We start from the raw sequence: 22,786 nt of genomic DNA, 5'->3' as shown, positions 1-22,786 counted from the left end.
CCAACGTATCATTTATAACAGTCAATGCACGCGAAGCACTACTTTTTTTAGGTAGTTGACTAAACGTTTGACGACCAAATGCATCCAACAGTCATACAAGCCCAAACAAGTAAGGCGATGAATGCATCAGGAAATTTTCGGATAGTGGCTTTTGGCCTGGCTATGAGCCTGGCAGTCGTACTCTCATCATGCGCACAGGGCGGCTATGGTCAGCAGGGCAACAATTACCCGCCCGACTATGGTCAGCAACAGCCTCCCAACCAGCAACCCTACGATCAGGGATATGGTCAGCAGGGCTATGACCAGCCCTACAATCAGCAAGGCTACGGGCAACCCGATTTTTATACGAACCTGGCCCCCCATGGCCAATGGGTAAATACGCCCGAATATGGCCGCGTCTGGATTCCAAACGCCGGTCCCGATTTTCAACCCTACGCCAGCAATGGGCATTGGGTAGTCACCGAGTATGGCAATACCTGGGTATCAGACTATGCCTGGGGCTGGGCTCCTTTCCATTACGGACGCTGGTATCAGGACCGTGTGCGGGGATGGGCCTGGGTACCGGGCAACGACTGGGGTCCGGCCTGGGTTTCGTGGCGGTCGGGCGGCGGCTATTACGGCTGGGCTCCATTGGGCCCCGGCATCAACATTAACGTCAACGTCAATATTCCGGCCAATTACTGGGTGTTTGTCCCTCAGATGTATATCACCAGCCCGCGCCTGATCAGCTATTGCGTGCCCCGGCCGCGAGTGGTGAATATTTACCAGAACACGACGATCATTAACAACGTGTACCGGACCAACAACCGTACCTACGCCTATGGTCCCCGTCGGGATGAGATTGAGCGAGTAACCCGCCAATCGGTACCGGTCTATCGGATCGAGAACCAGGGACGGCCCGGTCGGGATGTGGTTGGCAGTGGCTCAGTCGGTATCTATCGGCCCACAGTGAGTCGCAACAATGGCCGTGGCACTGAGAGCCGCGTTTACGATGCACCGTTTGATAACAGCCGGAATACCAACAATCGGAACGAGCCTTACCGCAGCGGAGCGCGAACGAATAACGCACCGAGCACCAACGTACCCAACACCAACGTGCCAAATACGGGTACGAATAGCAGCAGAGGACGTGGAGGCAGCTACGGAAATTACGGCGAAACTCCACGGTCAACGCCAAATCCATCGCCTCTATCAACACCAAACCCAACACCTGATGTGCGGCCGTCTGCTCCCAGAGAGTCGTCGCGTGGTGGCGGTAGCTATGGCCGCCCTAACTACGAAGCCCAGCCCAATCGGCGGGTCGAGCCGCAACCTACTCAGACTTACCAGCCGCCTACGCAGACCTACCCGGCCCCCAGCCGCCAGGAAGCACCTGTTCAGGTACAACCAAGCCGGGGATCACGTCAGGAGTCGGCACCGCAGCGTGAAAGTGGTCGTGGAGGCAGCACACAGCCACAAGTGCAACCACAGCCTCAGCCACAACGGTCAAGTGCGCCAGAGCAGCGCGCTCAGCCACAGGGAAATTACAACTCCGGCCGGGGCAGTTCGCGCGGTAACAACTAGTTTCAATTCCAGACTTACAATAAAAAAAGCCAGCCCTGTTAACAGGGCTGGCTTTTTTTATTGTAAGTCTGGAATTGCTTACTTCACTGGCCCGGTCTGATGGGCCGCTACCTTCCATTGGTTTCCCTCCAGCGTCAGCACTTCCGTAAACTGGAACGTACCTGTATCGGGGGTGGCACGGGCTGCTGTTCCCTGCGCCATAATCACATTTTCGGCCAGCGCTGCGGTTGAATCAAACCGAACCGTCTGTACATCTGCTTGTGTGGCACTGACCACCATCTGCCGGGCAATGGAATCAATAGCTGTTTTCGATAACTCTTTTTTGGGTGGTTTACCGGCACCAAACGCTTTCTTACCCGCATTGGCCAGGTCTTTGAAAACGGGCAAGTCAGCCGCAATACCACCCACAAATACCAGCACCACCACCACTGCAACAATCAACTCCCGCTTCACTCCACCCGATCTCCGGTCGGTTGAATAGCCTTTAATCGATGACCAGTTATTAATGATATGGAACACCGCGGCCGAGAAAAATAACATACCAAACCAGGCATGGGTGTGATCAATGGTGTGGTTACTCCGCCCAAAATAAATGAGCAATCCCGAAATAGAGAGTACAGCAAATACGGCCGACACCATCAGGCTGACCAGGTTTTTCTTCTTCATAGTTTTAGGTTATGCACAGAGGCAGTGCAATGAGCCTGCAAGGAAGCGTTCTTTAGGTACGTATCCAAAAAGCGTCGCATTTTCAGATAGAAGACGCAACGATTCTAACCCGTTGATTTACTTAGACTTTCGTCGGAAGCGAATCAGTATGAACAGACTACCAACCAACAAAACCAGAACAACCAGGATCATACCGGCCAGATAAACCAAACCCGCCCCTTTTCCAGTAAACGCCAACAGCGCTTTTTGCATCGAACCGTGTGCGCCCACAAGACTCGCTATCCAAACCCGAAGCAATAGCCAACGCTTTTCAACATCGGGAATATACCAGGCAAAAAACGCCATCCCTGCCACACTAGGCATCCCAATTGGCAAGCATTTAATCAGCAAATCGATGAGCACGTGCGGCATTCCGTTTACGTCAATCAACCAGGTTATGACTCCGTAAACAAGTAGCCACAGTAGTTCCGGGCCAATCAATACAGCCAGCCAGCGGGGCAGCAATTGTATATTCATCAGAGGTGTGTTCCAGCCATCAATAGGGAACTACGCGAAAACGGTGTTGCCCGATTGCCAGCCTAAACAGACGATTCAGCGCAAAAAAGTAAACTCAACCGGGGAACTTGTCAAGCAATTTTTGACAGAATGGCCTGCTCTACGACGAAGTCTTAGCAAACGGTTTAACAAATAAACAATTGAGTAACAAAACAAGAGTTGCTTTTCCGGCGTTGAAAACCGACAACCTGTGCTTCTTACCGACTCCGCTTGCGGTCGAATTGCCGATCAGGCCTTTCAAAACCGTACATTTGACCATTCACACACAAGCCTCCGCCACAACCCCCAGTATGAAACCCACGACCGTTTACGACCTGCTGATCGACGCCATGGAAGAACACCTTCCAACAGGCTGGACCATTGCCCGACTTACTGTACAATTCCTTACCAATGGTGAAGATGTTGAGTTTGCTGGCACGTACCTGGATCAGCAAGGCGAACCACAACCCCTGACTACTGATTTCGCCGACGACGTAACCGATGCGGTGCAGAGTCTTTATGCGTCTCGAAAGGCAGAAGGGCAACCCCGCGCCAATACGTTTCAACTCGATCTGACCGCTGCGGGCCAGTATACAACCACCTACGGCTGGGATCAGGAAATTCAGGATGAGGATGACCATTTCAGCAACGGTGGTACCGCCCGTGATTGGAAGGCCATTCGGGAGGCCAAGTATGGTCCCATTACCGACGACGAACAGTAACCCTTACCTTTTTAGTTATACTCAATTAACACTCAACTCAATGGAAAAACTACGCCTTGCCCTCGACTGGACACCCAATACCAATCATACCGGCTTCTTTGTAGCCCGCGAATTGGGCTACTACGCCGACAATGGCATCGAGCTCACCCTGGTTTCGCCCAACGAAGACAACTACCAGACAACGCCCGCCAAGAAACTCGAACTGGGTCAGGTAGACTTTGCCCTAGCTCCTTTCGAGAGCATTATTAGTTTACATACAAAGCCACAGCCATTTCCCGTCAGGGCCATTGCGGCGTTGCTTCAGGAAGATATCAGTGCCATTGTTGCCCTCCGTTCCAGCGGCATTACCCGGCCCAGTCAACTGGATGGGCGTACCTATGCTTCCTACAAGGCCCGCTATGAAGATGAGATTGTCAAGCAAATGATCATCAACGATGGCGGTACTGGAGCCATCAACGTTCAGTATCCCGACAAGCTTGGTATCTGGAACACTCTCCTGACCAATGCGGCCGATTCGACCTGGATTTTCGAGAACTGGGAAGGCGTAGAAGCGGACGGGGCAGGTATTGACTTGATCCGGTTCCGCCTCGCCGATTACCAGATTCCCTACGGCTATTCCCCCGCACTAATCGCCAGCCAGCACGGCATAGACCAGCATCATGACTTATATAGCGCCTTCCTGAGCGCTACTAAAAAAGGCTTTCTGTTTGCGCAGGAAAATACCCAGTCGGCCGTGGCTATCCTGACCAACTATGTGCCGGCCCGAGATGTGAATCACATTGACCTGGAGAAAAGCCAGCAGTATACCTCGGCTCATTATGGCGACCAAGCCAGTTGGGGCAAAATGGATGTCGGTCGCATAAAACGCTTTGTTGACTGGCTGTATGCGCAGGGCCTGGAAAACAAAGAACAGCCTATTGATGCGTTGTTTACCAACGATCTTATTGCCTGATTACGGCTCAAATGAGGTTCGTATATGTGTAATTCGCTCATCTCTCCGTTAGTAGTGAAATGGAAAAAACACCCAATCGGTTTTGGGATCAGCTGGGAAGCCTGCTGGTTCCCAAACGCCGGGCAACTACACCCCGCACGGTTACCAATGAACAACTTTTGGCCGAGCTGATCCGCTGTTTCGATACCTCGCTTGAGCGGGAAAGCATCGGCACCAGTTTGCTTTTTGATGCCCATTACGTCATCATTCTGCACCCTGCCAGCTATGCTGAACGCCTGGCAGCACTGCCCGTCATTGTCAACGAAGCGGTACAAGCCTTTAACGAACGGCTCAAACAACGCAACCGAGAACCAAACCGGATTGTCACAGTGGCCTCGCACTGGCATTTCAAATTCGGTCCGGGCACGGAGTTTGATGGGAAGGCGATCACGCCCACCGATGTAGAAGTGATTGGCTCACTAACGGGACCAACCCTCGAAAATGACAGCCTTGCCGGCCCCAAAGCTGGGGCAGTGAATTTGAAGGCCACCCGAAAGGTGAAAAACACGAACGTCTACGAAAAACTAGACCTTAACTTACCGGCTTTCAGCCACATAGACTTTCGCGAGTCGGGAGCATTTGCGGTTCGTATTGATCCGGCACTGCTGAATCCACCTGTTGAAAAAGCAGCCGATACCCAGCCCGTTTCTCAACCTGTAACTATAGCACCCAGCCCGGTGCGCCCCGATGCGCTGGCCCGCATTGACTGTTACATGGCCGATCAGAACACCGAAGAAACGTATTGGATGAAAGACCGGGAAGTGGTGATTGCCCGCCGGGAACCAGACAATGAACTGTTTACCAATTACATACGACTAACCTCGCCTTATGTATCGAATCCGCATGCGCGTATCCGGCATGACGCGAATAGTGGTCAATTTCAGTTGGCTTCATTCAGTAGGCACGAAACACGCCTGAACGAACAAGTGGTAGCCCGCAGTGAACCCGGTAGTCCGGTATGGGTCGACTTGCCAAACTCGGCACAGATTCTGCTTAACGGAGTGGTAACACTGACTTTCCAAAGTAACCTATAGGCTATGCTTGATTTTTTAACAGCCTTACTACTTAGTGTCTTTGTAGTGATACTGCTGGTCCGCCACTTTCGTAATCTTCCCCGATAAAGAATTAGTCAACACACATACGCTTTCCTGTTTGTGCTGACAGTAACGTAACCAATGACTAAATCTATGCGCATTGCCGGTCAAACTGACGTGGGTCGCGCACGTCGCGATAATCAGGACACGTTCATAAGCCAGCCCCTATGGTCGGCCAATGATGCGTTGCTGGTTGTCATAGACGGAGTGGGTGGCTATGCTGGTGGGGCCGAAGCCGCCGCGCTGGCTAAAGAATCCATTATACAATACATGGCCACTCCTACCGGCGATACCCTGACCATGTTGCGCGAAGCGGTTGTTCATGCCAACAATCAGATTGTCAGGCAGCGGCAGCAGGAGCCGGCACTGGGTCGGATGTGTTGTGTATTGACGGCAGCGGTAGCCGATACGGCCCTGAACAAACTCCTGTATGTGCATGTGGGCGACACCCGACTGTACCGTTTCCGGCAACTGGAACTGGAGAAGCTGACACACGATCATTCGTTGGTGGGCGTTCGGGAAGACGCTCATCAACTCACCGAACGTGAAGCCATGCACCACCCCCGCCGCAACGAAATTCTACGCGACATTGGCTCTGTAACGCACCGGGTCGATGATCCTGATTTTCTGGAATCGGGCGAAACCAGTTTTATGCCCGGCGACGCCCTGCTGCTTTGCAGCGATGGCCTTACCGACATGCTTACCCGGTCAGAAATCTCCGACGTACTCAGTCAGTCGCTGCCCATTGATCAGCAGATCATCGAATTGATTCGTCTGGCTAATGAACGGGGTGGTCAGGACAATATCACCATCGTCATGGCGCAGCACCCGGCAACACTACCAATAACCTTGGCAGAAGCGCCTAAAAAACAGATTCGCACCACGGAGCCACCCCCGAAAAATACTCTGACCACAACAGAAAAGAGCCCACAACGTACCTGGAAATGGGTAGGTCTCGTTTTAGGAGTACTTGTTTTACTGGCACTATATTGGCAGAACTTACCCTCAACCGGCTCTAGCGAACCCATTAGAGCAGCCGATACGGTTACTGCCGATACAGTGGCAACAAGTACTCAACTTATTCGGTCAGATACTGCTGGCGCCACTAATGCACCTCATCAACCCGATACCACCCGCAAAACGCGGTAGACCATGTCAACTGTTAGTTTCAATACAAATTTTCCGGGCTACGACGTACTGGGCGAAATCGGGCGAAGCAACGCTCGTGTGCTGAAAGCTCGGCATCTTGCCAGTGGCGACCTTGTGGCCATCAAACATTTTGCCATCAACACCGACGCCGATACCCTTCGCCGGTTTGAACGCGAATCGGAGATCATGACCCGCATGGCGCACCCCAACATTGTGCGGGTACGCGAAGTACGTCTGGAAGCGGATCTGCCTTATATTGTGCTCGATTACATCGAGGGTGGCAGCGTTCGGCAGTTGCTGACGGAACAGGGTTGCCTTTCCATCGAATTAACCATCCGGCTTGGGCTTCAGATCATCAACGCGTTTCGCCTCATTCATGCTGAAGGCATTATTCATCGCGATGTAAAACCCGAAAATATCCTCTATCACCGGCTGGCAAGTGGTGAACTCCATTTCCTGCTCACCGATTTTGGCGTAGCCCGACTTCACGAGCAACCCGTAACCATGACGGGGCAGTCGCTGATGACCTACGAATATGCAGCTCCTGAACAGTTTGATAACCCACGAAACCTCAACGAATCGGCTGATTATTATGCACTTGGCGTTGTTTTATACGAATGCCTGACTGGCAAAGTCCCATTCGCCATGCGCGGCGAAACAGGCATTGTCACGTTCATGAACGCGGTATTAACCACCGCCCCGCCAACCCCCGTTCTGTCTTCTACCCAACCGATACCCGGTAGCTTAGCTACTTTAATCCGGCAGTTACTGGTTAAAAATCCAACAGAGCGGATTCATAATCCGGACGAAATAAGGCTGGCCCTTAAACAGGCAGAAGTAGAGCAGCTTCATTTTGAGTCAGGGCAGCCGGGGCCTGTTCCGGTTTCGGTATCACGCACGGAAACGTACCGTCCCGCTCTATCACCGGTTAGCCCTCAGTTGACCAATGCGAGCAGTGAACCCCACCAGTCATCGTCTGCCAATCAGCCACCAGCCCGTCGACAATGGCTCCCGATCGCGTTGGTCGTTTTTGCGTTGGTACTGGCCGCTATGGGCGCGTACTGGTACGCCAACCGGGCAACGGAATCAACCGTACTGGAGCCCGATACGATCACTCTCTCGGACCAACAGCAACCCGTCGATTCGCTGTTGACCGGCCCACCCGAGGAAACCATCCTGTCGCCAATGACATCAGATTCAGATTCGGTTGTTTCGTCAATTCCACTACCGGCTACGCCCGAAAAACCACAAACAGAAGCTGAACGACAGCGGTATGAAAAGCAGGTAGTTGAGGCGATGAAACTCCTGGAAGCCGAAACGTTTGGTGGTAAAAGCGGGTTGTTGGGTGGCGTCAGGGGCTTGAACGTGCGGCTACGCAATAACTCTGCCATTACCTTTAAACAAGTAGCTGTTCAGGTGAACTACATTAAAGAAAACGGACAGATACTTAGGTCAAAAACAATGTATTTTAACAACATTGGCCCCAATGCGAGTATCGTCCGCACCGCGCCCGATAGCCAGCGCGGGACGCAGTTTAACGCAGAAGTGCTGCGGGCCGATGCGGCAGACCCAACCAGCCTTACCAATTCTACGCCAGTAACGTACTAACCCCCCTCAATGCCAACCGTTAGTTTCAACACGCATCTTCCCGATTATGAAGTACTGGCCGAATTAGGCCGCGGTAATACGCGCGTTCTGAAAGCCCGGCATCTGCTCACAGGCGACATTGTAGCCATTAAGCAATATGCGTTTGCTACCGACGCCGAAACGCTGGCACGGTTTGAACGTGAATCACAAATCATGACCCAGATCAATCACCCGAATGTTGTGCGGGTGAGGGAGGTACAGCTGGGTGCAGCTATGCCCTATGTGGTCATGGATTTTGTGGAAGGCGGCGATCTGCGCAGCTTACTTCGGCAAACGGGACATCTGGACGTACCCACCACCATTCGGCTGGGCCTGCAACTGACGGAAGCTTTCAGAGCTATGCACCCGCTACACGTCATTCACCGTGATATAAAACCGGAGAACGTGTTATATCGGAGGCTGGTCAGCGGTGAACTTCACTTTTTGCTAACTGACTTCGGCATTGCCAAACTGCGCGCTGATGAAAGTACCCGGACCCGCACCGGACAGTCGCTAATGACCTATGAGTATGCGGCCCCCGAGCAGTTTGACAACCCGCGGCAAGTAGATCAGGCGGCCGATTATTACGCCCTCGGCGCGGTACTGTACGAATGCATTACGGGTCAGGTGCCGTTTGTACTACACCACGAAAATGGTCTGGGCGGCTTCATGAATCAGGTACTCACAGCCCCGGTACCCGCCCCGGTACTCCCGTCAGGACAGCCCCTTCCCCCCAGTTTGGGTACGCTACTGCTGAGCTTACTGACCCGAAACCCAAGCGAACGCCTGCGCGACCCCGATCAGTTGGAACTTCTACTGGAACAAAGCCGGGTTGAACACCTAAGGGCCAACCGGACCGGACAGTCCTTGCCCGTTTCTCGTCACCAAACAGTAGCCGGTCCAATAATTTCCTCGCCAGGAACATCTAACGAGGTTCAGTATCAACAGACCGACGTACCTGAACCGGACAACCAGACGCTGAGCAGCGGTGCATGGTGGGGCATTGGCGGTATTATCCTGGCCATTGGCCTTGCCGCTGGCCTGTATATCTATTCGGATCGGGAAATACCCGAAACGACCAACGACCAGATTGATTCGACCATGCTCATGCGGCCAACCCCCATGCAGGAGGTAGAATCTGTAGTGGATTCAACTACAATCGACGAATCCGCGGAGGAGGAAACCACCGACGAAGCGCCCGTTTCGCAGTCCCCAGCCGATACCGCAACCAGTATGCCTGCCGATTCAGGGGCCACCATGCCACCAGACAGCACCGACTAGGCTTATCTTCGTATCGTCTTTATTTTGACGGAAGTTTTTTTGCCTCAACGTACCCAACCCTCCATGAAATTTCTTAATACAGAACGCGGATACTTATCGGTAGCGACGGTGCTGTTGTTGCTGCTTTTTGTCAGGCTCTATGTCAACCGGCACCCCATGCTCGAAGCTGCCGGACAGGACTATACGTCGGGCCTCAAGCTGAATCTGGAGCCGGGCTTGCGCGCAGAATCAATAAAACGCCTGCTTCGTCAGGGAAACTACCTCTCCGACCCGCGGGACATTGACCTTGTTGCGGATTCGTTGCGGGCCAAGCTCACGCAAAACGGCACGCCCGACAACCTGGGAGCCATCAACAAAAGAGCCTTTGCTATTCATACCCCGGTAAATTGGAAAAGTCATATTGGTGGAAATGATTTCCAAAGCCGACTCCGGGTATCGAGACAACAGATTGGCTTCGATTCTGTATTGTATAACCAGGAGCTAACCAGGCCCAATACGTACCCATCGGTGGCCGGAACAGGTGGCCTGCAGATGGCGGGGCAGGTGATGGACAATTCGCCGACGGCCAAACCTATGGCGAGTGTGCTGGTGCAACTCAAAAAGCACCGTCCCAACCGCGACCCGGCCCAGGAAGCCCCCGGCGACCTTAGCTATACCCGTACCGACGCCAACGGCCGGTTTGCGTTTGCCGGTCTCCAGCCCGAAGGAGCCTACAGCGTGTTACCCCTGAAACCCGGTTTTGAGTTTGGCAGTCGACGGGGCACCGCCAAACTTGGCCAATCCATTGACTACACATTCACAGCTCGCCCGCACACCCTTCGTATGATTGGGCCGCTGGCCTATGGTCAATTAAAAACCGACCGCGCATTTACCGTACGTACCCCCCTGACATTCAGGCTTTCATTCGCCTTGCAGGCAGGGCTGTTTCTGCTGGCATTCTGGCTCGTTCATCTGATCTGGAGCGTCCGACGTTTCCAGCCCGACCCCATGTTACTGCCTATTCTGATGCTGTTGACGGGCATTTCAGTACTAACGCTGCTAGCCATCCAGGATCCGTTGCAGGACACGTTCTATGGCGGACAGGCGGTAATCGGGGTTGGCCTTGGCCTGTTGGGACTGATGATCGTATCGCAACTCAACATTGGCAAATTCTACACCCGCTGGTGGTTCGATCCACTGCCAAATCTACGCCGCAAGTCCACCTTCCGCCTTACCGGCTGGACCTGGCTATTACTTGCTTTTGGACTTGCCGGGCTTACGCTCGCCTTTGGAACGGGGCCCGAAGGTAGCGGCGTTCGGGTGAATCTACAGGTAGGTGGCCTCCTTTTTCAACCAAGTGAACTGACCAAATACCTGATGCTACTGTTTTTAGCGGGCTTTTTTGCGGCTAATGAAGAGCAACTCCGCACCTTGCCCGACCTGCGCTGGCGACTGCGTATAAGCGTAGGCGTTTTCGTTGGTACGGGCATACTTATGGGCCTTTACCTGCTACTGGGCGACATGGGTCCGGCACTTGTGATCGGCTTCACCTTTTTACTCTTTTATACCATTGCCCGCCAAACACTAGGCATCACCCTCATTTCCGGACTGCTGTATAGCGCGGCTCTCTGGCTACTTCCCGGCCTGCCGGCCACATTGGTAGGTTTGTTGGGCGCAGTAGCGCTACTTATCTGGCACGGTCAGGCTCGCACAACCACCAGCACTGGCTGGCTGGCGCTACTGGCCGAAGGACCTGTTCTGCTGGTACTTGTTCTCGCGGCGTTCGCATTTGGCGATCAAATACCCGTGGTAGGCGACCGGCTAGCCGATCGCAAAGCCATGTGGCTCAGTCCATGGAATAACGACGTATATGGCGGAGACCACCTCGCCCACAGTTTCTGGACGCTGGCCACCGGCGGCTGGACCGGGCATGGCTTGGGAAAAGGGTATGCCACCGCTATGCCCGCCGCCCATACCGACATGATTCTGCCCAGTTTGGCTGAAGAACTGGGTTGGCTGGGGCTGGTTGCGGTTTGTCTACTCCTGTTCATGTTGCTCCACCGAATTTTGCTGCACGCCCGACGGGCCGGACAACCATTTAGTTTTTACCTCTGCGCGGGTATTGCGCTGGCTACGGGCGTTCAGTTTCTGCTCATTGCCGGTGGGTCGCTTGGGCTGGTGCCGCTCACGGGTATATCGGTTCCTTTCCTGAGCTACGGAAACGTATCGCTCATTATAAATCTCACGGCTATGGGCGTGGTATTTTCGGTAGCCAACCGCCCCGGACAGGCCGTACAGCATACCTATCTGGATACACATTATGATCCCGTTCTGGCCACAGGCATTGCCGGATTCCTGATTGGCTCACTCGTTCTGGTAGCGCGCGCCGGTGAGGTATCGCTGCTAAACTGGGCCGATTACATTGTGCGCCCTACGCGCGTACTCAGCCGCGACGGCTTGCCCGTGTATAGCTACAACCCACGCATCAACCGCATCACCGACGCATTAGCCGCCGGTACACTCTATGACCGAAGCGGGCGCGTCCTGGCCACCAGTTCACCCGATTCGGTGAGGCGCAATTTACCCCAGCTACAACAGGCCGGACTAGACAGAAACAGCATCACTAAACTTACAACCAGACGATTGAAGCGATTTTATCCGTTTGGCGAACACCTGTTTTATATGGTGGGTGATGCCAATACCCGGCTATTCTGGGGGCAACAAAACGGCTATTTTGCCGAAGCTGCTCACCTTAGCGACTTGCGTGGTTTCGATAATCACCCCCGCCAAAATACCCTGCTGACAAGCCGCTACCGGGCCGATCGCTTCACGCCGGCTGTAGAGCGGGCGCTGACACTGCCGCTCTACGATTACCGAGAACTGGCCCCGGCGGTTCGTTCAGGTATTGATGGGCGGGTGGTAGACGAACACAAGAACCGGAACCGGGACTTGCACCTGAGCGTGGATGCAGCGTTGCAGGTAGCCCTTCAGAACGCGCTGGCGAGGTCGGAGTACAACGACAAACGGTTATCGGTAGCCGTGTTAGATTCTCGGTCGGGTGATTTACTGGCCTCGGCCATGTACCCGTTGCCCAATCTGCAACGGCCCGACGAATTGGCCATGCCTGACCGGGAGCGCATGCAACTCCCCTACCTGACTACCGAACGAGACCCGGCCTTAACGTACCCAACCGCACCCGGTTCAACAGCCAAGATCATGACTGCCACCGCCGGACTAAACAAACTGGGTATGGCGGGGGCCGATGTCAAGTTTGCTATCAGCTGTGGCGAAATCATCAGGCGGGGCAAAACCGAAAGTGAACCCTGCGGCGGCAACGTGGATATGCGACAAGCCATTGTGCGATCGAGCAACGTGTATTTCATCCGCCTCGCCAATGAATATACCCTCGACAACGAAATGGCAAAGCTTTACCTGGCCACGGGTATGAACGTCGACTACGTAGGTGGCTACTCCTTTGCCGACACCCGCACCGCCACCGACGAAGCCCGCATCCTGAAACACTGGCGCGACTCTTCGTTTGTGATCCGGCGCAACCTCTACAAAAGTCTGGTGTATCCGCGCCGCTACCGGGGCGAATTTTCAGGCCTCGCCTGGGGACAGGGGCAGCTCACTACCACCCCGGCCGGCCTGGCCCGTATGGCGGGAGCCGTAGCCAATCGGGGCGTAATGCAACCGTCGCGTTATGTATTGCGGCGGGCTGGCAAAACCGTACCGATTGCTAAAGGTGTTACCCTGACCCAACAGCCCGCTGCCGACTTGCTTCGCGATTTCATGATCGAACAGTCGAACCCCGGCGGGCGGGCCAAAATCAGTATTAGCAAAGTGGCGGGTAAAACCGGTACACCAGAACGGATTGTCATGGGCGAGAAACAGAACGACGGCTGGTACGTCTTCTTTGCACCCACCCCCAACGGCCGCTCTCACACGGTCACCTGCGTGCGCATCGAGTTGGGTAAATCCTCCGCCGACGCTGTTAAATTAGCGAACACACTCATTGCCCCCATCCTGAAAGAACGAGGATATCTGGGTAGCTTTTAACAGTAAACAGTTATCAATTACAAGTTACCAGCGCTGCCAAGGAACAACAAGTCGCTAAATTCACCTCTTTAGAGTTTATAACTGTCACTGTTAATTGATAACTGTTAACTGATAACTGTTAACTGACAAATATGGCTTTCATCGATAATCTAAAACAGCTTTTTGGACTGGGAACGTACCCAGCCAACGACCAGTCGTCGGCCGCTGAAGCAGCAGGCAAAGTACCGGTCGCTCCTGTGCCTGTTGCCAACACACCGGCTTCCAGTCTGTCAGGTATGCCTACTACGCCCCGGCAGCGCGAAAACATGTACCGGTTTATCGTAGAAAAACTGGCGGTTTACGCCAGCGAAACCAACGGACTGCCCATAGGCCTTACACTTTGGGTACGTTGCGCAGACACCGCCGAAGAAGAACGGATGGCAGTGGCCCTGTATGCTACCCAACCCGGTCATTTTCAGGCCGAATTGAGCCGACATCTGGCCGATCAGTACATTAGTCTGGCACCCGACTGGACGTTTAACTGGCAGTTTATCCGCGATGACTTCCCCAACACTTGCACCTATCAACAGGGTAATCTAGGGCTGGAAGTTACCCATCAGTCAGCGGGAAAGCCGTTAAAAATTCGTATTCGTACCCTCACCGGTCAAACAAGCCAGACCCTGTATGTACTCGACCCAACCCAGCAAACCGAATTTCGGATTGGGCGCGGCCGAACGGTAGAAACAGCATCGGGCAGGGTCAGAACAAACGACATCGCATTTATCGACCCTGGTGAACCGGGTTACGACGCCGTGCGGGGAGAGCCCAATCAGAGCGTCAGTCGGCAGCACGCTACCATCCGCTACGATGCAGCCAACCGGCGCTACCGCCTCACTGCCGATGCAGGAGGACTACCCGCCAACGGCAACAAAACCAAAATTCTTCGTGCCGATGACACCATTGAACGCGCCGACTTACCCGGCGTTGGCTACGCCATTGCCGCGGGCGATCAGATTGAGTTAGGCGGCGAAGCCAACCTGCTACTGGAAGCCATCTGATTGCTCACCTTACTACGCGCTCACCCATCCCCTATCTTTGCGCCACCATGCGCGACGCCCTCAATCAACTCGATACGGCTTTATTTCTTTTCCTGAATCACCTGCACACCCCTTGGCTCGATGGGCTGATGGTGCTTTTCACCGAGCGCAACACCTGGATTCCGTTCTACCTACTTCTGGTTGTTTGGCTGGGCTGGCGATTCGGCTGGCGGGCTACAGGGCTTGTACTCACCTTGGTGCTGGCCGTACTCATCAGCGATCAGGTTTGTTCGGCGGTGCTTAAACCACTTACGTTACGGTTGCGGCCCTGTCATGAACCAGCCCTGCAAGCCCTTATAAATCCAGTATTACCATGTGGCGGGTTATATGGTTTCGCTTCGTCGCACGCGGCCAATACCTTCACCCTGGCCATGAGTTTATGGCTGCTTTTCGGGGAACGCTACCGCCAATTCGGCTGGCTATTTCTGTGGGCATTACTGGTGTCGTACAGTCGTATCTACGTAGGCGCTCATTATCCGCTCGATGTGCTGGCGGGTGCCGGTATAGGTACGTTGGCGGCGGTGGTTGCTGTATCTTTGTATCACACGCTGGCGGGAGCGGCTTATCCACCCCGCCGCTAACCCATACCGACTGATGTCGTTCGTTTCACTCCACATTCGCTACCAATCGGCCGGGATGATCCCCGCCCCTTATACCCATTTCTACGAACTGACAGCCCGCCCCGCCGGCATGAACGGCCTACACGTCGACTTCGCCATTACCTATACCGACCGCGAAGAGCTTGACGAAGAAGACATTGTGGGTGAAGGCTTTACCCTAACCGACGATTTTTCGTGGTCGGGTCAGTTGGGTAAAGACTGGCTACCGGTCGTGCATCAGATCGTGGCCAATACCAAACTTAACCCGTTTGATGAAACAGCCTTGGGCGAGAAAGACGATTTCCTCGAAGTGACCATTGATACGGGTTACGATGATCCCGTTCTGGGAACCCCCAAACAGGCTGAGCCTTTTTTATACGCCATTCAGGAATTGATTCAGGCGATTTATGAAGCCAGTGGAAAGGAAAAACCGTTTGAGATGAGTTACCTGAGCTTTCAGCGCAGCGGCGATTCAGAGGTGCACTTACAGGCGGAATTCACTACTCGCACGGTGAAGCTCATTACCGTTCAGGATGGTCAGGAAGAGCATCGTACGCTTCCCTGGGAACAGCTTCGGACGCTGATGAGCGTTGTTTTTGCGCACGACTTCATTCCCGGCGAAGGCACGGCCAAACCACCCAAACGCGATGGTCACTACCTCGACGTGGGAGGCGACGAATGGTACGACATCGGTTCGCTGGATGAAGTACACGAAGCCCTGGCCGAGTTATTGGACTGAGCTTTTTCGACGGGATTAAGGAGAATGTCGCCTTGCTTCGCGCTGTAGGCCCTTCGACTCCGCTTAGGGTGACAAGCTAACACAAGCTGTTTGACTGAACATGGTGATGATCGATGTCAACCTGAGCGGAGTCGAAGGGTTACAATCGCGAAGCTTGAAACGCGGAAACAAAGCGAAATCAACGTTTCTCGCCACAGGCAAGCCAAAATGGCGAATTCCCCCGCCTAACGTACCCAGCAACCGGAACGTACCTGATTGGCGCGGAATGAACATCCTGTTGCTTCCATCAGCCCGGCTTGCCGTAAAGCCATAGGCCAGTCTGTCCACTGGCGGGCGGGAATGTTGGCTAGCAGCCCGAAAAAGCGGAGCATGAGCCACATATAAGCTTGTTGCCAGTAAGTTTGGGGACGGGCAAAATCCGTAACGATCAGTTGGCCACCGGGAGCAAGATGGTCAAGTAACGTGGGTAACATTTGTCCCTGCAACGTGTGAAACGGATACAGATCCAGCACAAAAGGCAACAGGATGGCATCGAACTGTATAGTCTCCGGTAGGTCAGCCTCAGTACCCTTCTGAAAAGAAACAGGATCGTCGGGTTGGGTACGTTGTCGGGCCTTAGTCAGCATTGACCCTGATGCTTCGACAAACAGCACACTCGAGGGTTGCCTACTCAGCAAATCAGGTAAGGTAACGCCTGTTCCACCTCCCAACATCAGCACGCGGCTCCCCGAACGTACTTGACCGATACCCCACTGTTGCGCCCGTATTAGCGACCGGCCGAAGAAGAGCCGAGCCAGCGAATCGTAGAAGGGGGCAACCGCATCAAAAGTCATTGGTTATCAAGCCCCTACCGTTTCCCCAACTCGATTACCTGCATATCGCTGATCCGTTTATCGTCGAGCGTAAACCGGACGCAGGTACGTTGTAGATGAAAACCGGTTTTCCCCGCCGCTCCCGGATTTATATACAACATGTTGGCCAGTTTGGGGTCACGAACCACTTTCAGAATGTGCGAGTGGCCACAGATGAATATATCAGGCGTATTAAGTTGAAGCTCAGGCCGAACGGTAGGGTTGTAACGCGGGGGTGAACCACCGATGTGGGTAATCCAGACGGTGAATCCTTCCAGCTCAAACCGGAGGTTGGCCGGGTAATCGCGCTCTGAATCAATATTGCCACTAACGATACGTAATGGCCTAAAATCGGCCAGTTGCCGAGCTACCTCAGGCGCTCCCACATCGCCCGCATGCCATACCTCATCGCAATCGGCAAAATGGCTAAATACCGCCGGATCAAGGTAACTGTGCGTGTCAGAAATAAGGCCGATTCGAGTCATGTTTAGTTTGTGATCTGTAGTTCGTGGTTTGTAGTTGCGCTGCTATTCCTACGAAGTGGTTAATCAGCAACGCAACTACAAACCACGAATTACAAACCACAAACCACCCTAGTTCATCTCCGCCCGCATCCTCTTTTTATCGAGTTTGCCAACGCTGGTTTTTGGAATTTCGGTAACGAACAAAATACGGTCAGGTACATACCACTTGTTTAACTCACCGTTGTCGACACGCATTTGTAAGGCCGCTTTTATGGTTTCTGGCTGAAGTTTGTCTTTATAGTCCGGTTTAGGAACAATGATAGCGTGCGGCCGTTCGCCCCATTTCTCGTCGGGCAACCCAATAACTGCTACTTCGGCCACACCCTCGATCTGCGAGAGTAAATCCTCAATTTCGAGCGATGATACCCACTCACCTCCCGTTTTTATCACATCTTTGGTGCGGTCGGCAATGTGTACCCAATGATCAGGCGTAATGCTGGCCACATCGCCGGTGTGTAGCCAACCATCGCGCCAGAGTTCATCGCCTCGGTCGGGCTCCTGCCAGTAGCCCTGCGTCAACCAGGGGCCACGTGCTACTACTTCGCCAACGGCTTCGCCATCGTGTGGCCTAAAATTCCCAAGATCGTCCATCAGTCGTAGCTCTATGAAAGGGGCAATTCGACCGGCCTGTGTGATCAACGGTACCTGATCAAGGGCGGCAAGCTGTCGTTCGTGGTCGTTCAGGTACGTTATGGCCATAACCGGTGCCGTCTCTGACATACCATACCCCTGATACACCTGAATCCCCATGTTCATGGCTGCCGTGGCCAGGCCTTTGGTCAGAGCCGAGCCGCCAATGATAACTTTCCAGCGACTTAACTGCTCGCGGAACTGAACGGCGGCCGGGCTGCTCACCAGCATGTTCAGAATAGTGGGCACGCAGTGAGAGAAGGTGACCCCTTCTGTAAGAATCAGTTTCAGCAACATTGCCGGCTCGTACTTGCCGGGGTATACCTGCCGAGCCGATAGCATAGTGGCCAGATATGGAAAGCCCCAGGCATGGACATGGAACATCGGCGTGATGGGCATGTATACATCGGTGCTCGACTGAAACGAAACCGCCTGATATCCGCACACATACATACCCAAACCCAACGTATGCATCACCAACTGACGATGAGAGAAATAGACGCCTTTGGGGTGACCCGTTGTTCCGGTTGTATAAAACGTAGTGGCCATGGCGTTTTCATCGAAATCAGGAAAATCGTATGACGGCGATGACGCACTAAGCAACGTTTCGTATTCCCCGGCGGTAGTGGCGGGCGGTGCATAGCCGGACACATTTATCTGTTTAGTGGCGACATCGTAGACTGAATCGCTAAGTACGATCACGGTTTCTACGCTCGTCAACTGCGATCTGATTCCCTCAAAAAGAGGAAGAAAATCTTCATGCACCAGCACAACCTTATCAACGGCGTGATTCATGGTGTACAGAATCTGAAAAGGCGACAACCGTACATTAATCGTATGCAGTACCGCTCCCAGACACGGTACGGCAAAAAATGACTCGAGATACCGATGACTATCCCAATCCATCACAGCAACCGTATCGCCCGCTTTGACGCCTAGTTTTGTCAGCACATTGGCCAACTGCCGCACCCGCTGATTAAACGTGGTGTAGGTCATCCTGAACAGGTCTCGATAGACAATCTCCCGGTTAGGCTCGTACCGGTCTGACTGGTGTAATAGATTTTTGATGAGCATGGGTGGCTCATGGGCCGATGTAACCCGGGGAATTAAGCGGACAGACATAGTGAATGGATGTTTAGCGAGTTAATGAGTGCCTGTAAGGATCGATTTTTTTGGTGGACAAAAGTAAATCTTTTTTGAGGGGCTCAGCGACCATGTATAACAATATCATATACAGATAGTACAATTTCAATTTTTTGCACCAAAAATGGGCCGTTTTATGAATGTTAATCTATAGACATTATATACATATTTGTTTACGCATTTTTCCCAGTAGATAAATCCATATAAAATATTTAAGCCGTATGTAAACCAAATTTAGTTCATACAGAAATTATGGCCTCAAATTTGAGTAGTAATACAACGTACACATTAACATTCATTCGACTGAATCATGAAAAACGTACACTTCTCCATGGCGGGAACTGCACTGGCAGTTCTATGTCTCTTCAGCTGCTCAACGGATCAGCAACAAACAGATTTAGCTCCTACCCAGGCGAGGTATCCGGTAGAGACAGCCTACCCGCTTCAGGCAGGCACCCTCAAAAAAGCCACGTTTCGGGGCGAACCAGTCACCTACCGTCTTATAAATGGTGAGGCCGTTTTCCAGGGAGATATAATCTTACCAGCCAACGAGTTAGCCGATCCGGAACGGACTACAGAAGGCACAGGACGGACGCTGAAAAGCTTGCGTTGGGCAGGAAAGATTGTCTACTACACCATTAACCCTAACCTACCCGATCAGGCACGGGTAACGGATGCCATAGCGCATTGGGAAGCCAACACACCCATTCGTTTTGTGCCGCGTACAACGCAGTATAACTATGTTACCTTCCAGCCGGGTGCCGGTTGTTCAGCCTACGTTGGCCGGGTAGGTGGTCAGCAGTTTATTACCCTGTCGAGCTGGTGTACCACCGGCAACACCATTCACGAAATCGGACACACAGTTGGCCTCTACCACGAACATAGCCGGGCCGACCGCGACAACTCGGTAACCGTATTGACCCAGAACATCATGCCGGGCTACGAAAATGACTTCAAAACATACGTTCAGATGAACCGCGATGGTTTTGATCATGTCGGCGGATTCGACTTTAATTCGGTTATGCTGTATAACTCGTGGGGATTCTCCGCAAACGGTGAGCCTACATTGGTCAAGAAAGACGGCTCAACCTTCACGGCTCAACGCGATTACCTGTCGCCACTCGATATAGCCACCGTGCAAACGATGTATCCCTGACAGGTAGTGCTGGTGGAGGATAGGTTTAACATAGAAACGTTGAGCACACAGCGTTTTTCGTGACAATAAAGCTGACTAGTATTCTATTTCAGCTCTGTGTGCTCAGCATCTCTGTGTTAAACCTATTCTGCTTTGTTATCTCAGATGCTGTACTGGTTGATGAACCGGCGAGGCAACTTTAAACGTTGCCCTTTAGACGTTGACCTCTACCTAGTATCATGCCCGTATCCGATTCCGGTTCTTCTCCCGCACCGCACGATCCATTTGCTTCATTGCGAATTCCAGATTTCCGCAATTTCATCCTCAATTCCTTTTTCATTACCGTCACCCTGCTCATTCAGGAGGTTATTCTGGGTTACGAACTCTATAAAATTACCCGCGACCCACTCGCACTTGGACTGGTAGGTTTGGCCGAGGCAATTCCGTTTATTGCCTTATCACTGTTTGGTGGTCATTTGGCCGATCGGCGCGACAAAAAGCGTATTCTGCAAATCAGCCTTGGTGTTATCATGCTAAGCTCGGTGATTTTATATGCTGCTTTCCAGCCGGCAGTGGTGAGTCAATTCTCTCAAACCGTTCGGCTAGCGGTTATATATGGCGTACTGATGCTGATTGGCACGGCCCGGGGGTTTTATTCACCCGCCAGTTCGTCGCTAAAACCGTTTTTGGTGCCCCGCGAACTCTACGCCAACTCATCGACCTGGAGTAGTTCGTTCTGGCAAGCCGGTGCTATTGTTGGACCAGGCATAGCCGGCTTACTCTACGCCGCGATCGGCTTTGAAAATACATTGCTGACGGCCATTTTTCTGTACGGCCTTTGCTTTATCTTCCTGTCTCTGATCAAGCGCCACCCGGTTGTAGCCAACCATGATATGACAGACGTTGGTTTTTGGGATAGCTTGAAAGAAGGATTTACGTTTGTGTTTGGCAACCGAATTGTCCTATACGCCATATCGCTGGATCTTTTCTCAGTGCTGTTTGGCGGCGTGGTAGCCATTTTGCCCATCTTCGCCGAAGACATTCTTAAAGTGGGCGCTCAGGGGTTGGGGGTATTGCGATCTGCCCCTGCCATTGGGGCTGTGTTGACCATGCTATTCATGGCTAAATTTCCACCTACCCACAACGCCTGGCGTAATATGTTGCTCTCGATTACCGGATTTGGCGTGGCTACTATCATTTTTGCCCTCTCCACCAACTTCTACCTGTCGTTGGTTATGTTGGCGCTAACCGGTGCCTTCGACAGTGTAAGTGTCATCATTCGACAAACCATTCTGCAAATTTTTCCGCCCGATCACCTGCGTGGCCGGGTGGCAGCGGTCAATGGTATCTTCGTTAGTTCGTCTAATGAAATCGGGGCATTCGAGTCTGGACTGGCCGCGCGTATATTGGGTACCGTTAGATCAGTATTGGCGGGTGGTGTAGTAACTATTGCGGTGGTTGGCTACATCTACACCCGCTCAAAAGACCTCTTCAAAGTAAAGATCAACTAGTTTAACCTTCCGAATACGCCACCTGATGGTCGCTTAGAAAACGTTTGATCACGTCGACATGGATACAAGCCCCCACGTTCAGGAAGGGGTAGTTAGAAACACGGGCCTTGCGCCCGTTCACCATCACATCGCGGCCCTCAATATCGAAGCCCAGGTGGAGGTGACGCGTTTCGGCCTGCATACCATATACCAGTCCGTTCATATCGAATAATGGTCCGCCACTCTGGCCCCGCAGGCCGGGCGTGCTCAGTTCAATGCCGGTAACATTCGTACCATTGTCAGAGAGCAGCCGGGTAATGATCCCATCGATGGGAAATTTAGGCGTTGTATCGCGTCCTTCACTCATCCATTCAATGTCGTCGTTTTGAGCGTTATACCGATAGTTGGTGAACTCGGGAAACGGGTAGCCAAGTCGACAAAGCGAACGCCCCGGCCGGGCGCGGGTACTATCGCGTAGAAATGTAGCGTGCCCTTTATATAGTGTGCGATTATACCCGATAAACCGAATCAGGGCCAGATCCTGCGTGGGGTGCAGGTCTACCTTTAGCTCGGTGAATTGATCAACGCAGTTCATAAACGTATTGCGCACCCGAATAACAGTTTCTCCTTTAAAACCGTACTTTTCTTCCAATTTCTGGAGCAGGTGCGCGTAGTTTTTGTCGCGTTGAAATTGCCGGAGTTCGGCCCGGAACGAGTTGAACTGCCCAAAGATCGAGTCAGACTGAACAATCAGTTCGGCTACATGCTTACAGGTGATGGCGCAGGCCTCGTTGTTGACAAAGAACAGCGTGGCAGAACCGGGAATAACTTCATTGTGGCCGTAGAGGCGGAGAATGGAATGAATGGGTCGGGTAAATGGATCAACAATGTCAATCGCGTCTGCAAACATAGGTAGTGGGCTAAGGCGCAAAAAT

The 22,786-nt window shown here is 52.9% G+C and carries 19 protein-coding genes; 13 read left to right on the top strand and 6 right to left on the bottom strand.

Annotation, left to right across the window (positions count from 1 at the left end; genetic code table 11):
* Positions 1 to 78 precede the first annotated feature (78 nt).
* Positions 79 to 1,563, top strand: coding sequence for a DUF6600 domain-containing protein (locus ACAW87_RS05045; RefSeq protein WP_370722069.1), 1,485 nt, complete (start codon positions 79 to 81; stop codon positions 1,561 to 1,563).
* 78 nt (positions 1,564 to 1,641) lie between these two features.
* On the opposite strand, the gene ACAW87_RS05040 is transcribed toward ACAW87_RS05045, so the two are convergent.
* Positions 1,642 to 2,229, bottom strand: a complete 588-nt coding sequence (locus tag ACAW87_RS05040) for a DUF4405 domain-containing protein (RefSeq protein WP_370722068.1) — start codon at positions 2,227 to 2,229, stop codon at positions 1,642 to 1,644.
* 117 nt (positions 2,230 to 2,346) lie between these two features.
* Complete coding sequence (locus ACAW87_RS05035; RefSeq protein WP_370722067.1) at positions 2,347 to 2,745, bottom strand: hypothetical protein; 399 nt, start codon at positions 2,743 to 2,745, stop codon at positions 2,347 to 2,349.
* A 329-nt stretch (positions 2,746 to 3,074) separates the two neighbouring features.
* Between ACAW87_RS05035 and ACAW87_RS05030 the strand changes: the two genes are divergently transcribed.
* The 10 genes from ACAW87_RS05030 (at position 3,075) to ACAW87_RS04985 (ending at position 16,078) form a co-directional block, all read left to right on the top strand.
* Positions 3,075 to 3,485: a hypothetical protein gene (locus ACAW87_RS05030; protein ID WP_370722066.1), complete on the top strand. Its 411-nt coding sequence runs from the start codon at positions 3,075 to 3,077 to the stop codon at positions 3,483 to 3,485.
* Positions 3,486 to 3,525: 40 nt separating this feature from the next.
* The gene (locus ACAW87_RS05025) at positions 3,526 to 4,437 is read left to right on the top strand and encodes an ABC transporter substrate-binding protein (protein ID WP_370722065.1); all 912 of its coding nucleotides are present in this window, start codon (positions 3,526 to 3,528) and stop codon (positions 4,435 to 4,437) included.
* Between the two features lie 59 nt (positions 4,438 to 4,496).
* Entirely contained in the window at positions 4,497 to 5,510 is a 1,014-nt protein-coding gene (locus tag ACAW87_RS05020) for an FHA domain-containing protein (protein WP_370722064.1), read from the top strand.
* 141 nt (positions 5,511 to 5,651) lie between these two features.
* Positions 5,652 to 6,719 (top strand): PP2C family protein-serine/threonine phosphatase, encoded by a 1,068-nt coding sequence (locus tag ACAW87_RS05015; RefSeq protein ID WP_370722063.1) that lies wholly within the window; start codon positions 5,652 to 5,654, stop codon positions 6,717 to 6,719.
* 3 nt (positions 6,720 to 6,722) lie between these two features.
* Positions 6,723 to 8,327, top strand: coding sequence for a serine/threonine-protein kinase (locus ACAW87_RS05010; protein WP_370722062.1), 1,605 nt, complete (start codon positions 6,723 to 6,725; stop codon positions 8,325 to 8,327).
* Positions 8,328 to 8,336: 9 nt separating this feature from the next.
* Positions 8,337 to 9,626, top strand: a complete 1,290-nt coding sequence (locus ACAW87_RS05005) for a serine/threonine-protein kinase (protein WP_370722061.1) — start codon at positions 8,337 to 8,339, stop codon at positions 9,624 to 9,626.
* A 63-nt stretch (positions 9,627 to 9,689) separates the two neighbouring features.
* Positions 9,690 to 13,664 carry an FtsW/RodA/SpoVE family cell cycle protein gene (locus ACAW87_RS05000; RefSeq protein WP_370722060.1) on the top strand — a complete coding sequence of 1,325 codons (3,975 nt, stop codon included), beginning with the start codon at positions 9,690 to 9,692 and terminating at the stop codon, positions 13,662 to 13,664.
* A gap of 131 nt (positions 13,665 to 13,795) precedes the next feature.
* Positions 13,796 to 14,701 (top strand): FHA domain-containing protein, encoded by a 906-nt coding sequence (locus ACAW87_RS04995; protein WP_370722059.1) that lies wholly within the window; start codon positions 13,796 to 13,798, stop codon positions 14,699 to 14,701.
* A gap of 47 nt (positions 14,702 to 14,748) precedes the next feature.
* The gene (locus tag ACAW87_RS04990) at positions 14,749 to 15,321 is read left to right on the top strand and encodes a phosphatase PAP2 family protein (protein WP_370722058.1); all 573 of its coding nucleotides are present in this window, start codon (positions 14,749 to 14,751) and stop codon (positions 15,319 to 15,321) included.
* 13 nt (positions 15,322 to 15,334) lie between these two features.
* A complete protein-coding gene (locus ACAW87_RS04985; protein WP_370722057.1) occupies positions 15,335 to 16,078 on the top strand; it encodes a hypothetical protein in 744 nt (247 codons plus the stop codon).
* A 224-nt stretch (positions 16,079 to 16,302) separates the two neighbouring features.
* On the opposite strand, the gene ACAW87_RS04980 is transcribed toward ACAW87_RS04985, so the two are convergent.
* From ACAW87_RS04980 to ACAW87_RS04970, 3 genes are all read right to left on the bottom strand, one after another.
* Positions 16,303 to 16,911 carry a class I SAM-dependent methyltransferase gene (locus ACAW87_RS04980; protein WP_370722056.1) on the bottom strand — a complete coding sequence of 203 codons (609 nt, stop codon included), beginning with the start codon at positions 16,909 to 16,911 and terminating at the stop codon, positions 16,303 to 16,305.
* Between the two features lie 14 nt (positions 16,912 to 16,925).
* Positions 16,926 to 17,414 carry a metallophosphoesterase family protein gene (locus ACAW87_RS04975; RefSeq protein ID WP_370722055.1) on the bottom strand — a complete coding sequence of 163 codons (489 nt, stop codon included), beginning with the start codon at positions 17,412 to 17,414 and terminating at the stop codon, positions 16,926 to 16,928.
* Between the two features lie 108 nt (positions 17,415 to 17,522).
* Positions 17,523 to 19,205 (bottom strand): fatty acid--CoA ligase, encoded by a 1,683-nt coding sequence (locus ACAW87_RS04970; protein WP_370722054.1) that lies wholly within the window; start codon positions 19,203 to 19,205, stop codon positions 17,523 to 17,525.
* 331 nt (positions 19,206 to 19,536) lie between these two features.
* Here ACAW87_RS04970 and ACAW87_RS04965 point away from each other — a divergent pair, with 331 nt between their 5' ends.
* The gene (locus tag ACAW87_RS04965) at positions 19,537 to 20,382 is read left to right on the top strand and encodes a M12 family metallopeptidase (RefSeq protein WP_370722053.1); all 846 of its coding nucleotides are present in this window, start codon (positions 19,537 to 19,539) and stop codon (positions 20,380 to 20,382) included.
* A 218-nt stretch (positions 20,383 to 20,600) separates the two neighbouring features.
* Positions 20,601 to 21,872, top strand: coding sequence for an MFS transporter (locus ACAW87_RS04960; protein WP_370722052.1), 1,272 nt, complete (start codon positions 20,601 to 20,603; stop codon positions 21,870 to 21,872).
* 1 nt (position 21,873) lies between these two features.
* Here ACAW87_RS04960 and ACAW87_RS04955 read toward each other — a convergent pair whose 3' ends face one another.
* Positions 21,874 to 22,761, bottom strand: a complete 888-nt coding sequence (locus tag ACAW87_RS04955) for a S1 family peptidase (protein WP_370722051.1) — start codon at positions 22,759 to 22,761, stop codon at positions 21,874 to 21,876.
* Positions 22,762 to 22,786: the final 25 nt, after the last annotated feature.

This window comes from Fibrella aquatica (assembly GCF_041321135.1).
Classification (GTDB): domain Bacteria; phylum Bacteroidota; class Bacteroidia; order Cytophagales; family Spirosomataceae; genus Fibrella; species Fibrella aquatica.
This window is presented reverse-complemented; position numbering and strand designations above follow the sequence as displayed.